This window comes from Arthrobacter gyeryongensis (assembly GCF_039543785.1).
Lineage (GTDB): Bacteria > Actinomycetota > Actinomycetes > Actinomycetales > Micrococcaceae > Arthrobacter > Arthrobacter gyeryongensis.
On the sequence record NZ_BAABKK010000015.1, the window covers coordinates 203,253 to 216,750 of the forward strand.

Consider the following 13,498-nt stretch of genomic DNA (forward strand, 5'->3'; position numbering starts at 1 on the left):
AGCCTCAGGCATCATGGCTCGGCTGGGACTTTGGCACGCGGATGGTGATCAAGGTGCCCTCGCCCGGCGCGGTTTCGATGACGAGGCCGTGTTCGTCGCCGTAGACCTGCCGAAGGCGGGCATCGACGTTTCGGAGTCCAACGTGGTCGCCGTCGGCGTGCCCCGCCAGGACCGAGCGCAGGTGTTCCGGATCAATGCCCACGCCGTCGTCCTCGATGGTGACCTCCGCGAAGGCCCCGGAGTCGTTGGCGGAGATGGTGATGTGCCCGGGTCCTTCCTTCGCTTCAAGCCCATGGCGCACGGCGTTTTCCACGAGCGGTTGCAGGCTCAGGAAGGGAATCACAGTGCTCAGGACTTCGGGCGCGATCCTGAGGCTCACTTGCACCCGGTCTCCGAAGCGTGCCTTCTCCAACAGTAAGTAGCGGTCGATGCTCCGAAGTTCCTCCGCCAAGGTGGTGAAATCGCCGTGGCGGCGGAAGGAATACCGGGTGAAATCCGCGAACTCGACCACCAGCTCCCTCGCCCTCGCGGGATCAGTGTTGATGAACGAGGCAATGGCGTTGAGGGAGTTGTAGATGAAGTGGGGACTGATTTGTGCGCGCAGGGCCCGGACTTCGGCCTCCATGAGCAAGGTGCGGGAAGCGTCGAGTTCTGCCAGTTCGACTTGCACGGCCACCCAGTCGGCCAGCTCGCTTGTCGCGCGGACCAACCCGGCACCGGTTTGCGGGGCGAAGGCCGCGACGGCTCCCACCACGCGGTTTCCGGCCCTGATCGGCGCGACGACGGCGTTCAATGCGTGCGAAGCCGGGACAACCACGGTCCGCCCATCGGAGAGCACTCCCGAGGCGAGGTCCATCAGTACCGCTTTGAGTTCTTCCGCCGCACCATCCCACGCGAGGACGGACTCGGTGTCGGCGATCGCCAGGGCGTCGCAGCCAAGCAGGGAACGCAATTGCTTGCTCGCCTTGGCCGCTCCCGCCGCGTGGAGCCCGGTGCGCAGGTGCTGTCCCGCGCGCGACGCCGCGTGCAGGGTCTGGTAGGTGGCCCGCTCGGCGTCGGTTCCCAGCTCGCGGAAAGAACGGATCACCTTGAGGCCGACCCCGACGACGATCGCCACGGCGAGCACGATGACCGAAATGGCGGCGGCGGTGACGAGCGGGGAATCCGGCATGGAGCAAGACTAGCGAACCCGCCGTTCGGCGCAGCAACGTGCCCGCTGGGCGACGCCTGTGCCGGTGAATCTGGAAGTGGCGCAGCCGCCGGGCGGATAGTGATTCCAGTCACATCGGCCAGGAGTGTGTGGTCGATGGAGACGTCCACAACCAGGAGGAAGCCATGGGTAACGAGGCCCAGACACCGGACGCAGCAGCGTCCGTTGATTTCCAGGAAGTCCAGCAAACGGGGCAGTTTCAGGAGCTTCGCAAGCGCCACCGCAGTTTTGTCTTTCCAATGGCCATCGCATTCCTGCTTTGGTACTTCGCTTACGTCCTGCTGGCTGACTACGCGGTGGGCTTCATGTCCACCAAACTGTGGGGCAACATCAACGTCGGCCTGGTCTTGGGCCTGCTGCAGTTCGTCTCAACTTTCGGAATTACGGGCTGGTACGTTCACTACTCCAACAGGAAACTGGACCCGATAGCCACGGAAATCCGGAATGAGATCGAGGGCCATGAGTTCGACAAGGGCAGCACCGTGAGGGGGGCAGCGAAATGAGTGCCATGGTCCCGATGGTCAACGTTGCCGCTCTGAAGGACACCACGCTGTTGAACATGGGCATCTTCGCCCTGTTCGTCCTGGTCACCATGGTGATCGTCTTCCGGGCCAGCAGGAACAACAAAACGGCTGCCGACTACTATGCCGCCGGGCGCTCGTTCACCGGTTCGCAGAACGGCACCGCCATCGCCGGCGACTACCTGTCCGCGGCCTCCTTCCTCGGGATCACCGGGGCGATCGCGGTCAACGGCTACGACGGCTTCCTGTATTCGATCGGGTTCCTCGTCGCATGGCTTGTCGCGTTGCTGCTTGTCGCCGAACTCATGCGCAACACGGGTAAGTTCACCATGGCCGATGTTCTTTCGTTCCGGCTGCGCCAGCGCCCGGTGCGGATCGCCGCGGCCCTGACCACTTTGGTCGTCTGCTTTTTCTACCTGCTGGCGCAGATGGCCGGCGCCGGAAGCCTCATTTCCTTGCTCCTGGGCATCAGCGACTGGGGCGGACAAGCCCTGGTGATTGTCGTCGTCGGCGCCCTCATGATCATGTACGTGCTGATCGGAGGCATGAAGGGCACCACCTGGGTCCAGATCATCAAAGCCGTGCTGCTCATCTGCGGTGCGGCAGTCATGACGCTCTGGGTGCTGTCCATCTACGGCTTCAACCTGTCGAACCTGTTGGGTGCGGCGGCGGATACCGCCAAGAATCCCAACGTGCTGAACCCCGGCCTGCAGTACGGCAAGACCGATACTTCCAAGCTCGACTTCCTGTCCCTTGGGATGGCGCTCGTCCTCGGCACAGCCGCACTGCCCCACGTGCTGATGCGCTTCTACACTGTGCCCACAGCGAAGGAAGCCCGCAAATCGGTGGTCTGGTCCATCTGGCTGATCGGGTTGTTCTATCTGTTTACCCTGGTCCTCGGCTACGGCGCGGCAGCCCTCGTTGGAGCCGACACCATCAAATCGGCCCCGGGCGGGGTGAACTCCGCTGCGCCGCTCCTGGCGTTCCACCTGGGCGGGCCGTTGCTGCTGGGCTTCATCTCGGCCGTCGCGTTCGCCACGATCCTAGCGGTGGTGGCCGGTTTGACCATCACGGCAGCGGCATCGTTCGCCCACGATATCTATGCGAACGTCATTTCCAAGGGCAAGGCCGGCGCCGGAACCGAGGTCAAAGTGGCCCGGCGGACCGTGGTGGTCATCGGGGTCCTTGCGATCATTGGCGGTATTTTCGCCAATGGCCAGAACGTAGCGTTCCTCGTCGCCCTCGCCTTCGCAGTGGCGGCGTCAGCGAATTTGCCGACCATCCTCTACTCCCTGTTCTGGAAGAAGTTCACCACCCAGGGTGCCACGTGGAGCATGTACGGCGGGCTGTCGGCGGCCATCATCCTGATAGCCTTGTCGCCGGTTGTTTCCGGTGCCAAGACGTCCATGATCCCGGGTGCCAACTTCGCCGTCTTCCCGCTGAGCAACCCGGGAATCGTGTCCATTCCGCTAGCGTTCCTGCTTGGCTGGCTCGGAACCGTCGTGGACAAGCGGCGCGAAGACACGTCGAAGCAGGCCGAAATGGAAGTCCGCTCCCTGACCGGCGTTGGAGCCGAGAAAGCGGTGAACCACTAGGCGTACCGGTCCAACGCCCGCTCACATATCGGGCCCTTCGGCGTGACGCTCGCTCACAAACAAGGCCAAATGGCGAATCCCTCCTGCAGAAAGATCTGCAGGAGGGATTCGCATTTTTCAACCAAAGGTGAGCGAGCATCCGGGCTTAGTGGTTATGGCCGCCCGGCAGGGAATGTTCTCCGTGGGGGACGGCGTGCGCTCCGGCCACCGAGGCGGCGAGCCCCGGCGTCGTAATTGCTGCGACCACGACGGCGGCGGCAAAGGCAGCGCCCAAAAGCGCGCCGGCCCGCGGGGGAGCCTGCGCTACTCCGCCGACGTCGTCGCGGAACCTTCGGGCGAGCCAGGCAGAGGATCCCAGTGCCATCAGGACCAGGAACAGAGCTGCCAGATGCCCGCCGTCGAGCACTCTTTGGGCCATACCGGCAACCAGGAATCCGACGTGGACCAGCACGGCCGCGAGGAGGCCCAGGGTTGTTGGTTTACGGAACCGGAGCCGCCCCCGTTGGAGGCTGCCAATCGAGCTGGCGAGAAGCGCCAGGCCCCAGGCCGCGAAGATGCCGCCCGCCCACACAAGGGGTCCCCGGCCCGAAATGTAGCTGGATGCGATGGAAAGCTCCACGAGGCCGGCCCCCATTCCCGCGAAACACGAAAACAGGGTGAGGGATGCCCCGGCGGTGGGTCCTACGGACGTCGCTGCTTGAGCTGACACGGACGGCTCCTTACGGGTTTCGAGGTTTTCTAGACGTGCGCCCTGGCGGTTGTGGCCGGAACCTTGTCCTGCGAGAGACCGATGCCGAGAAGCACCACTGCGCTGGCGAGGTGCAGGACGTTGTCTGCGCCGTTGAGGGCAATGATGTTCAGGGGGGAGCCCACAAGGAACAGTCCGAGGATGCCGACAAGCAAGTAGACCGCGCCGACCGTGGTGTTGATGGTCTTGGACAGCACAGTGCTGTTCATGCCCGCGTAGAGCAGGGCGGCGCCGATGGCGAGGTGGATGATGTTGTGCAAGGGGTTTACCGCAAAGATGATCAGATTGGCACCCTCGGTAGCGAAGAATCCAATTCCCGAGGTGACGAAGAATCCAACGACACCCACGAGCAGGTAGACGGCTCCAAAGATGGTGGCGATCAGGCGGTTGGGCGAAGTGCGCATGGTCCAAACCTTCCGGTATGGCCGATTTTATATCCGGCCTTGTGTTCGAAACCCCGGACGGGGCTCTCAACCAGAGATTCGGACCACCCGGAGCTATGGATGGGTGGGATGGGACGAATTTTTTCGAGGTTGTCCGAATTCAGCCGGTACGGAGCGCTTTCTTGGTGTTCCGGTTCAACAACGGCTGCACGCGGAAGGGAATCAATTCGCCCATGGACATCGCAGTGTCCGTTCGTTCCACTCCGTCACACGCAAGGATCTTGCCGTTGATACGGAACAAATCCTCGGCGTCGAGCGCTACCACCCGCAGCAGCAGGTCAGCCGAACCGGTCAGGCCGTACCCCTCCAGGATTTCGGGGATTTCGGCGAGGTCCAGGGCAAGCTGTCCAAGCTTTTGCTGCTGCACATGCACCGAGATGAACGCCATGAGGGGGTAGCCGAGGGCCGCAGGGTTGATGCGCCGTTCGAAGGACAGAAACGCGTGCTTTCTTTCAAGCTGCGCCATCCGCGCCTGAACCGTATTCCGCGATAATCCCAGCTTCTGTGCCAAGGCGACAACCGTGCCGCGGGGGTCCTTCGCCATGGCCGAAAGCAGGCGTGTGTCGGTGCCATCTAAAGCTTGCATAATGCGCAACGTTAGCACGGTGCGGGACGCCTTGATAGGGCAGAATGCGCAGAATTTTCAGCGGTGGTTGTACCCAATGAGCATTGTGAGTAGGGTCACAATTAATCCAGGCGACGACGCCCGGATGCTGGCCCGCGGCTGGATCACAAGTCCCTCCAAAAGGCCTGCGAGCACGAGCTGAAAGGTGCGATCAACTGTGTTGACGGACGAACCCGGCCAGGACGCCTACAAGGCTTCGAATCCCGGAATCAGTGCAGCAAGCCCGCGTCGGACCGGCGGGGATCTGGTCCAACTGATTTCCCCGGAAGGGGAACGCATCAGCCACCCGGAGTTCGATCTCTGGGTCAGCGATGTCACGGACGAGCAACTGTGCTCTCTGTATGAGGACATGATGGTCATCCGCCGCATCGACGCCGAGGCCACCGCCTTGCAGCGTCAGGGCGAACTGGCCTTGTGGCCACCGCTGCTGGGCCAGGAGGCATCACAGATCGGCTCGGGCAGAGCCCTCAGGGACGACGACTTTGTCTTCCCCAGCTACCGGGACAACGGCGTTGCCTATTGCCGCGGTGTGGAGCCCACGGACTTGGTCCGTGCCTGGCGCGGCAATGCCTCCTCCGGCTGGGACCCGTACCGGCACAACATTGCCACCCAACAGATCATCATCGGCTCGCAATCGCTGCACGCAACCGGCTACGCCATGGGTATCCAGCACGACGGCGCCGACTCGGTAGCGGTTGCATACTTCGGAGATGGCGCCACAAGCGAAGGCGACGTCAACGAGGCAATGGTCTTCGCGGCGAGCTTCCAAGTACCCGTGGTCTTCATCTGCCAGAACAACCACTGGGCCATCTCCGAACCCGTCCGGATTCAGTCCCACATCCAGATCGCCGACCGTGCTTCGGGCTTCGGAATCCCCAGCATGCGCGTCGATGGGAACGACGTCCTGGCTGTTTTGGCCGTCACCCGTATCGCGCTGGACCGGGCCCGCAAGGGCGGCGGACCGACGTTCATCGAAGCCGTGACCTATCGCATGGGCCCGCACACGACGGCGGATGATCCCACCCGTTACCGCGACGCCAACGAGCTTGAGGACTGGGCAGCCAAGGACCCGATCAGCCGGCTCAAGGCGCTGCTTCGCACCAAGGGCCTCCTGACGGAAGAGCTTGAAGCCAAGACCCAGGCCAAAGCGGACGAGGTCGCAAAGAGCTTGAGGGCAGGAGTCATCAACATGCCCGATCCCGAGCCGCTCGACCTCTTCAACCACGTGTACAGCACCCCCAACTCCTGGATCGAACGCCAGAAGGACCACTACTCCCGCTATCTGGAAAGCTTCAGCGGATCAACCCAGGAAGGTGCACTCTGATGAGCAAGCTGACCTTCGCCCGCGCCATCAACGCCGGGCTGCGCAAGTCCCTCGAGAACGATCCCAAAGTTGTCCTCATGGGCGAGGACATCGGTGCGCTCGGCGGCGTTTTCCGGGTCACCGACGGCCTCCAGAAAGACTTCGGCACACACCGGGTGGTTGACACCCCCTTGGCGGAATCCGCGATTATCGGCACCGCCGTCGGATTGGCATACCGCGGCTACCGCCCGGTGTGCGAAATCCAATTCGATGGCTTCATCTACCCGGCATTCGACCAGATCGTCAGCCAGGTAGCCAAGATGCATTACCGGACGCAGGGCCGCGTCAAGATGCCCATCACCATTCGGGTTCCCTTCGGCGGCGGGATCGGTTCGCCCGAGCACCACTCCGAGTCCCCGGAAGCCTACTTCACCCACACCTCGGGACTGCGCGTCGTCAGCGTCTCCAACCCGCAGGATGCCTACACCATGATCCAGCAGGCAATCGCCTCGGACGATCCGGTACTGTACTTCGAGCCCAAGCGCCGCTACCACGACAAGGGCGAAGTGGATGAGACCGCAGATCTTTCCACGGCGCTGTCCATGGAAAAGGCCAAGGTGGTCACGCCAGGCAGCGACGTCACCTTGGTGACGTATGGCCCGCTCGTGAAAACCGCGAATGACGCGGCCATGGCAGCCGCCGACGAAGGACTCTCCGTGGAGGTTATCGACCTGCGCTCGCTGGCTCCGATTGACTTCCGGACAGTTGAGGCATCCGTCCGCAAGACCGGCAGGCTCGTCATCACCCACGAGGCCGCGCAGTCCGGCGGGCTCGGCGCCGAAATCGCCGCCAGCATCACCGAGCGGTGCTTCAACTACCTTGAATCCGCGCCGGTCCGGATCACTGGATTCGACATCCCGTACCCGTACTCAAAGCTTGAGATGCACCACCTGCCGGATCTGGACAGGATCCTTGACGGCGTGGACCGCGCACTCGGCCGCGGCAACTCCCTGAGCGGGCTGGAAGGATGAGCGCCACCATGATCAAGGAATTCAGGCTGCCCGACCTCGGCGAAGGACTCACTGAGTCGGAAATCCTCAGTTGGAAGGTCGCTGTGGGGGACACCGTGACGCTGAACCAGGTCATTGCCGAGGTCGAGACGGCCAAGGCCGTGGTTGAGTTGCCCTCACCCTTCGCCGGAACCGTGGCCGCTCTGCACGAACAGGCCGGTTCCGTTGTGGAGGTCGGCAAGCCGATCGTTTCCTTTGAAGTCGACGACGACGGAACGGCGCCTTCCGGCGTTGCCGGTTCCGGTGAGGCCGCCTCTACGGAAAGCACGGCGGAGGCCGCAGCGAAGCGTGAGCCGAATCTCGTAGGCTATGGCGCCGTCGTCGAGAAGTCCGGACGCCCGGCCCGACGCCAGCGCATGTTTGACGGGGGCGCCGCTGAACGCGAGCCGGTCCGGGAACCCGTTCCCGCCGTCGAGCCCGCTCCTGTCGTTGAACAGCCCGCACCGCTCGCCGTTCCAAACGGGCCCGTGGTGGAGCAGGAGCGTCCGCGGTCCACGCCTCCGGTCCGCAAGTTGGCGAGGGATCTCGGAATCGACCTCGAGTTGGTCAGGGGAACCGGGCCGGGAGGCCTGATCACCCGTTCGGATGTCCAGGACTTCGCGGCCGGATCCCAGGCGGAGGTTTCGGCTCCCGAGGTCGCACCGGTCGCTGCGCCCGCCGTCGGGGTTTCCGCTGAACGCGAGACCCGCACCCCTATTAAGGGAGTCCGGAAGTTCACAGCCGCTGCCATGGTGCAAAGTGCCTTCACGGCTCCGCATGTGACGGAGTTCCTGACCGTTGACGTCACGCCCACCATGGAACTGCTGACTCGGCTCAAGTCCAGCCGTGAATTTGCCGGGTACAAGCTCACGCCGTTGACCATCGCGGCCAAGGCAGTCTTGATTGCCCTGCGCCGGAACCCGACGCTGAACTCCCGCTGGGACGAAGGCGCACAGGAGATCGTGCAGTTCAACTACGTGAACCTGGGTATCGCCGCCGCCACGCCGCGGGGACTGACTGTTCCCAACATCAAAGACGCGGACAAGATGACGCTGCTGGAACTGTCTACGGCTTTGTCCGAACTCACGGACACGGCACGTTCAGGCAAGACTTCCCCGGCAGATCTGACGGGCGGCACCATTTCGATCACGAACATCGGTGTGTTCGGGATCGACGCCGGAACCCCCATCTTGAACCCGGGCGAGGCTGCCATCGTCGCGCTGGGATCTGTGCGCAAAGCTCCCTGGGTGCACAACGACGAACTCGCGGTGCGCCAGGTGATGTCCTTGAGCCTGTCCTTCGACCATCGACTGGTGGACGGCGAACAGGGCTCGAAATTCCTGGCCGATTTGGGCGCGATCCTGTCCGACCCCGCAACAGTCATGACGATGATCTAGCGGCTCTCCAGCCCAACTAGCTCGCAGTAAGTGTCGTTTTGGAGGCTCAAAACGACAACAACTGCGAGTCAGTTGGGCCTAGCAAGCAGGAAGCTAGCGCACCATCAGAGCGGCCAGTGCCATGCGTTCGAGGATGGGCCGGGCACTCTTGACGGCCATGCGTCGTCCGTGGTGCCGGACCGAGTGCGGCGTCGAGTTGATGAGGCCAAAGGCCGCGTGGGCGCGGACCCGAAGCTCGGCAGGATCCGTGTCCGGATGCAGCTCGCCGAGCACTCCCACCCACAGTTCCACATAGTTGCGCTGCAGGGTGCGGACTTCGGCCTGGTCGGAGTCGCTGAGGTTGCTGAAGTCGCGGTCCTGGACCCGGATGACATCGGGATTGCTGAGGGCGAAGTCCACGTGGAACTCCACCAGTCCGCGCAACGCAGCTTCGGCATCGAGGGCCTCGGACGCCACGGTGCGGCCGCCGTCGAGCAGATTCCGGCTCACACTCAACAGCAGCTCGGCCAACACGGCCTGTTTTCCCGGAAAATGCCGGTATACCGCAGGGCCGCTGACTCCTGCCGCGGCCCCCAGGTCTTCAAGGGATACGCGGTTGAAACCGTCGGCGGCGAACAACCCGGCTGCGGCGGTCAGGAGGGCCTTGCGCCGCGTTTCCTTGGCTTGGCTTCGCTGGGTCGGTGCCTGACCGTCCTGCTGGGAGCTCCGCTGGAAGGTGACCACAATTCCTCCTTTTGCAAGCGTCCACTTCAGCGCCGGTACCGGACAGGCCCGGTGCCGGGGTGATGGACAACACAGTTAATAGAGACTAACCTAAATTCCAGTTATGCGGTACTAACTGAGATGGCCATTGGCCGGGATGGGACACAGTCGATGGAGACACTCGCCAGCCAGCTGGATACCAGCAGCGATCAGTTCGCGGTCAACGCGGAAGCGCAACTGTCACTGGTGCACGAGCTGAAGAAGCGCCTTGCCGTGGCCGCCCTCGGTGGCCCGGAGAATTCGCGTGAGCGGCACATCTCCCGGGGCAAGCTGTTGCCGCGCGAGCGCATCAACTATTTGCTGGACGAGGGAAGCCCGTTCCTGGAGGTCGCCCCGCTGGCGGCCAACGGGATGTACAACGATGATTCGCCGGGCGCCGGTGTGATCGCGGGGATCGGGCTGGTCCATGGCCGCCAGGTGATGGTGGTTTCCAACGACGCCACGGTCAAGGGCGGCACGTACTACCCGATGACGGTGAAGAAGCACCTCCGGGCCCAGGAAATCGCGCTGGAGAACAGGCTGCCGTGCGTCTACCTCGTGGATTCCGGGGGAGCGTTCCTGCCCAAGCAGGACGAGGTGTTCCCGGACAAGGAGCACTTTGGCCGGATCTTCTTCAACCAAGCGAAGATGTCCGCGGCGAAGATCCCGCAGATCGCCTCGGTCATGGGGTCCTGCACGGCCGGCGGTGCCTACGTTCCTGCCATGAGCGACGAAACCGTCATTGTCCGCAACCAAGGCACCATCTTCCTGGGTGGCCCGCCCCTCGTGAAGGCCGCCATCGGTGAGATCGTCACGGCCGAGGAACTCGGCGGCGGGGACGTCCACTCGCGGATTTCCGGTGTGACGGACCACCTCGCCGAAAACGACGAGCATGCCCTGCAGATCGTCCGCGACATCGTCGCCACCCTGCCCAAGCCGGTAGCCCCCGCATGGGACGTGGACACCGCCGTCGAGCCCGTTGTGGACCCGGGCGAAATCTATGGGGCTGTTCCCACGGACGTCAACGCCCAATACGACGTTCACGAAGTCATCGCCCGGCTCGTGGACGGCTCGAGGTTCCACGAGTTCAAGAAGAACTACGGCACCACCCTGGTGACGGGGTTCGCGAAGCTCCATGGCCATCCAGTGGGCATCGTGGCGAACAACGGCGTGTTGTTCAGCGAGTCCTCCCTCAAGGGCGCGCACTTCATTGAGCTCTGTGACCAGCGTGGCATTCCCTTGGTTTTCCTCCAGAACCTTTCCGGCTTCATGGTCGGCAAGGACGTCGAGCACGGCGGCATCGCCAAGAACGGCGCCAAGATGGTCACCGCCGTGGCCACCGCCCGCGTGCCCAAGCTGACCGTGGTGATCGGCGGTTCCTTCGGTGCCGGAAACTACTCGATGTGCGGCAGGGCCTACTCACCCCGCTTCCTCTGGATGTGGCCGGCCTCCCGGATCTCGGTCATGGGCGGCAACCAGGCCTCCAGCGTGCTCGCCACCGTCAAACGGGAGCAATACGAGGCCCGGGGCGAGGAATGGTCCGCCGAGGCCGAAGAAGCGTTCAAAGCCCCCATCAAGCAGCAATACGAGGGCCAAGGCAGCCCCTACTACTCCACCGCCCGGCTATGGGACGACGGCATCATCGACCCCGCAGACACCCGGCGTGTCCTGGGCATGGCCCTCGACGTCGTCTCCCGCCAACCACTGCCGGAAACCTCCTTCGGCCTCTTCCGGATGTGACCCCATGACAATCAACTCCTTCGACACCGTCCTCGTCGCCAACCGCGGCGAGATCGCCTGCCGCGTCATCCGCACCCTCAAGGCCATGGGCATCCGGTCGGTGGCGGTCTATTCAGACGCCGACGCCGGCGCCCGCCACGTGCGCGAAGCAGACGCCGCCGTCCGCATCGGTACAGCGGCTGCGGCGGACAGCTACCTGCGGATCGACGCCATCATCGAGGCTTGCCTGCAAAGCGGTGCCCAGGCGGTCCACCCGGGCTACGGATTCCTGGCCGAAAACGTGGAGTTCGCCAAGGCCCTGGACGCGGCAGGCATCGCGTTCATCGGCCCCGGCATTGACGCCATCGAGATCATGGGCGACAAGATCCGGTCCAAGAACCACGTCATGTCCTACGGCGTCCCGTGCGTTCCGGGCATCGCCGAACCGGACTTGAGCGACGAGGCACTGATCGAGGCGGCGCCCGGCATCGGCTTCCCTCTGCTTATCAAGCCCTCGGCGGGCGGCGGGGGCAAAGGGATGCACATCGTGGAGCGGCTCGAGGATATGGCGGCCACCTTGCTGACGGCCCGCCGTGTGGCGGCGAGCGCCTTCGGTGACGACACCCTGTTCCTTGAGCGGCTCATCCAGTCGCCCCGGCACATCGAGGTCCAGGTCCTCGCCGACAACCACGGCAACGTCATCCACCTCGGCGAACGCGAATGCTCGCTCCAGCGACGCCACCAGAAAGTCATCGAGGAAGCACCGTCACCCTTGCTGGAGTCCCTCGTGAACGGCGCCGAAGTCCGGGCCCGGATCGGTGAGGCCGCTTGCCAGGCTGCCCGAAGCGTCAAGTACAGCGGCGCGGGCACGGTCGAGTTCCTCGTCTCGGACCAGGATCCGGAACACTTCTTCTTCATGGAGATGAACACCCGACTCCAGGTGGAGCACCCTGTCACGGAAATGGTGACGGGCGTCGATCTTGTCGAATGGCAAGTGCGCATCGCCGCAGGCGAGGTCCTCACAGTGGCGCAGTCCGACGTCGTGCTTGACGGCCACGCGGTGGAGGCGCGCGTCTACGCGGAGGTGCCGGAACGCGGTTTCATGCCATCCATCGGCGAGATCGTGACGCTCCGGGAACGGGCCAGCAACGATCCGCGAGTCCGTGTCGACTCCGCCATGCTTCCCGGACTTTCCGTCACCGGCGACTACGATCCCATGCTCGCAAAGGTCATTGCCTGGGGCCCTGACCGCAAAGCGGCGCTGGACACCCTTGATCACGCACTGGGGGACTACACCCTGCTGGGTGTGCACACGAACGTTGAGTACCTTCGGCTCCTGATCAACGACGACGACGTCCGCGCCGGGCGCCTCGACACCGGGCTGATCGAGCGCAAGCTGGACAGGATGGAATTCCGTCAGGTGACCGACGTCGAGCTGATCGCCGCAGCCTTGCTCAACCGCTCGGAACTGCTCAACCGCTCAGAACTGGCTCCGCTCGGGCCGGCAGCACCGTGGAATACCGCCGATGGCTGGCGCGTCGGCGCCCCGGCGCCGTGGAAGACCACCATCGGCCGTCCCGACGGCGGCCTGGCCACCGTGGGCCTGACGGTGAACGGGCAGGGCTTCACCGCACGCGTGGATGGCGGCGTCGAGCATTCTGCCGCCCTGCGGCAGGGATCCGCCGGGGCTGCGGTGCTGGTGCTCGACGGCGTTGAGCACCAATTCGCGCACGGCTCACCGTCTCCGGGGCCCGGGGCGCGCGAACTTTGGCTCGGCAGCGACGGCTGGTCCTGCCGGCTCGAGATCCTGGACCGCGAGGCCCGGCTCCAACGCATCCTCGCGGGCATCCAGCGCGAAGAAGGCGCCGCGGATCCCGAAGTCCGGTCTCCCATGCCGGGAACCGTCGTCTCCGTTTCAGTGCGCAACGGCGACCATGTGGAAGTGGGCGACGTCCTCCTCGCTGTAGAGGCAATGAAGATGGAACACCAGCTGGTGGCCTCGGTGTCCGGCACCGTCCACCTCAGCAGCAAGACCGGGGACCTCGTCAAGGCTGACCAAGTCCTCGCCACCATCCACGTGTCGGCAGAACCCACCCCTGAAGTCACAGCAGAACCGACTGAAAACCAGAAAGACGAGGAAGTCTAGC

The 13,498-nt window shown here is 64.0% G+C and carries 12 protein-coding genes; 7 read left to right on the plus strand and 5 right to left on the minus strand.

Annotation, left to right across the window (positions count from 1 at the left end):
• Positions 1-4: 4 nt before the first annotated feature.
• Positions 5-1,171: a sensor histidine kinase gene (locus tag ABEA18_RS12685; protein WP_345449758.1), complete on the minus strand. Its 1,167-nt coding sequence runs from the start codon at positions 1,169-1,171 to the stop codon at positions 5-7.
• A 164-nt stretch (positions 1,172-1,335) separates the two neighbouring features.
• Here ABEA18_RS12685 and ABEA18_RS12690 point away from each other — a divergent pair, with 164 nt between their 5' ends.
• Both ABEA18_RS12690 and ABEA18_RS12695 read left to right on the plus strand, forming a co-directional pair.
• Entirely contained in the window at positions 1,336-1,713 is a 378-nt protein-coding gene (locus ABEA18_RS12690; protein WP_059387841.1) for a DUF485 domain-containing protein, read from the plus strand.
• Positions 1,710-3,326, plus strand: a complete 1,617-nt coding sequence (locus ABEA18_RS12695; protein ID WP_345449759.1) for a solute symporter family protein — start codon at positions 1,710-1,712, stop codon at positions 3,324-3,326. The genes ABEA18_RS12690 and ABEA18_RS12695 overlap by 4 nt, the downstream gene beginning before the upstream one ends.
• Before the next feature lie 145 nt (positions 3,327-3,471).
• Here the strand turns inward: ABEA18_RS12695 and ABEA18_RS12700 are convergent, their stop codons facing one another.
• The 3 genes from ABEA18_RS12700 to ABEA18_RS12710 all read right to left on the minus strand — a co-directional run bounded on the left by ABEA18_RS12700 (position 3,472) and on the right by ABEA18_RS12710 (position 5,103).
• Complete coding sequence (locus tag ABEA18_RS12700) at positions 3,472-4,035, minus strand: hypothetical protein (protein WP_345449760.1); 564 nt, start codon at positions 4,033-4,035, stop codon at positions 3,472-3,474.
• A 29-nt stretch (positions 4,036-4,064) separates the two neighbouring features.
• On the minus strand, positions 4,065-4,478 hold the full coding sequence (locus ABEA18_RS12705) for a DUF4383 domain-containing protein (RefSeq protein ID WP_345449761.1): 414 nt from the start codon (positions 4,476-4,478) through the stop codon (positions 4,065-4,067).
• Positions 4,479-4,617: 139 nt separating this feature from the next.
• On the minus strand, positions 4,618-5,103 hold the full coding sequence (locus ABEA18_RS12710; RefSeq protein WP_345449762.1) for an Lrp/AsnC family transcriptional regulator: 486 nt from the start codon (positions 5,101-5,103) through the stop codon (positions 4,618-4,620).
• 196 nt (positions 5,104-5,299) lie between these two features.
• Here ABEA18_RS12710 and pdhA point away from each other — a divergent pair, with 196 nt between their 5' ends.
• From pdhA to ABEA18_RS12725, 3 genes are read left to right on the plus strand one after another with little or no spacing between them, the layout of a single operon-like run.
• Entirely contained in the window at positions 5,300-6,466 is a 1,167-nt protein-coding gene (pdhA, locus tag ABEA18_RS12715; protein ID WP_425550521.1) for a pyruvate dehydrogenase (acetyl-transferring) E1 component subunit alpha, read from the plus strand.
• Positions 6,466-7,476 (plus strand): alpha-ketoacid dehydrogenase subunit beta, encoded by a 1,011-nt coding sequence (locus ABEA18_RS12720; RefSeq protein WP_345449763.1) that lies wholly within the window; start codon positions 6,466-6,468, stop codon positions 7,474-7,476. The genes pdhA and ABEA18_RS12720 overlap by 1 nt, the downstream gene beginning before the upstream one ends.
• Positions 7,473-8,891, plus strand: coding sequence for a dihydrolipoamide acetyltransferase family protein (locus ABEA18_RS12725; protein ID WP_345449764.1), 1,419 nt, complete (start codon positions 7,473-7,475; stop codon positions 8,889-8,891). Before ABEA18_RS12720 ends, ABEA18_RS12725 begins: the two co-directional genes overlap by 4 nt.
• A gap of 93 nt (positions 8,892-8,984) precedes the next feature.
• Here the strand turns inward: ABEA18_RS12725 and ABEA18_RS12730 are convergent, their stop codons facing one another.
• The gene (locus tag ABEA18_RS12730) at positions 8,985-9,614 is read right to left on the minus strand and encodes an SACE_7040 family transcriptional regulator (RefSeq protein WP_345449765.1); all 630 of its coding nucleotides are present in this window, start codon (positions 9,612-9,614) and stop codon (positions 8,985-8,987) included.
• Positions 9,615-9,764: 150 nt separating this feature from the next.
• On the opposite strand from ABEA18_RS12730, the gene ABEA18_RS12735 reads away from it, so the two are divergent.
• Both ABEA18_RS12735 and ABEA18_RS12740 read left to right on the plus strand, forming a co-directional pair.
• Positions 9,765-11,372, plus strand: coding sequence for a carboxyl transferase domain-containing protein (locus ABEA18_RS12735; protein WP_345449766.1), 1,608 nt, complete (start codon positions 9,765-9,767; stop codon positions 11,370-11,372).
• A 4-nt stretch (positions 11,373-11,376) separates the two neighbouring features.
• Positions 11,377-13,497, plus strand: coding sequence for an acetyl/propionyl/methylcrotonyl-CoA carboxylase subunit alpha (locus ABEA18_RS12740; RefSeq protein ID WP_345449767.1), 2,121 nt, complete (start codon positions 11,377-11,379; stop codon positions 13,495-13,497).
• Position 13,498: the final 1 nt, after the last annotated feature.

Coding starts and splice junctions, on each gene's coding strand:
- ABEA18_RS12710 (WP_345449762.1), bottom strand. CDS start 5,103: ATGCAAGCTTTAGATGGCACCGACACACGCCTGCTTTCGGCCATGGCG.
- ABEA18_RS12685 (WP_345449758.1), bottom strand. CDS start 1,171: ATGCCGGATTCCCCGCTCGTCACCGCCGCCGCCATTTCGGTCATCGTG.
- ABEA18_RS12690 (WP_059387841.1), top strand. CDS start 1,336: ATGGGTAACGAGGCCCAGACACCGGACGCAGCAGCGTCCGTTGATTTC.
- ABEA18_RS12695 (WP_345449759.1), top strand. CDS start 1,710: ATGAGTGCCATGGTCCCGATGGTCAACGTTGCCGCTCTGAAGGACACC.
- ABEA18_RS12740 (WP_345449767.1), top strand. CDS start 11,377: ATGACAATCAACTCCTTCGACACCGTCCTCGTCGCCAACCGCGGCGAG.
- ABEA18_RS12720 (WP_345449763.1), top strand. CDS start 6,466: ATGAGCAAGCTGACCTTCGCCCGCGCCATCAACGCCGGGCTGCGCAAG.
- ABEA18_RS12735 (WP_345449766.1), top strand. CDS start 9,765: ATGGAGACACTCGCCAGCCAGCTGGATACCAGCAGCGATCAGTTCGCG.
- ABEA18_RS12725 (WP_345449764.1), top strand. CDS start 7,473: ATGAGCGCCACCATGATCAAGGAATTCAGGCTGCCCGACCTCGGCGAA.
- ABEA18_RS12705 (WP_345449761.1), bottom strand. CDS start 4,478: ATGCGCACTTCGCCCAACCGCCTGATCGCCACCATCTTTGGAGCCGTC.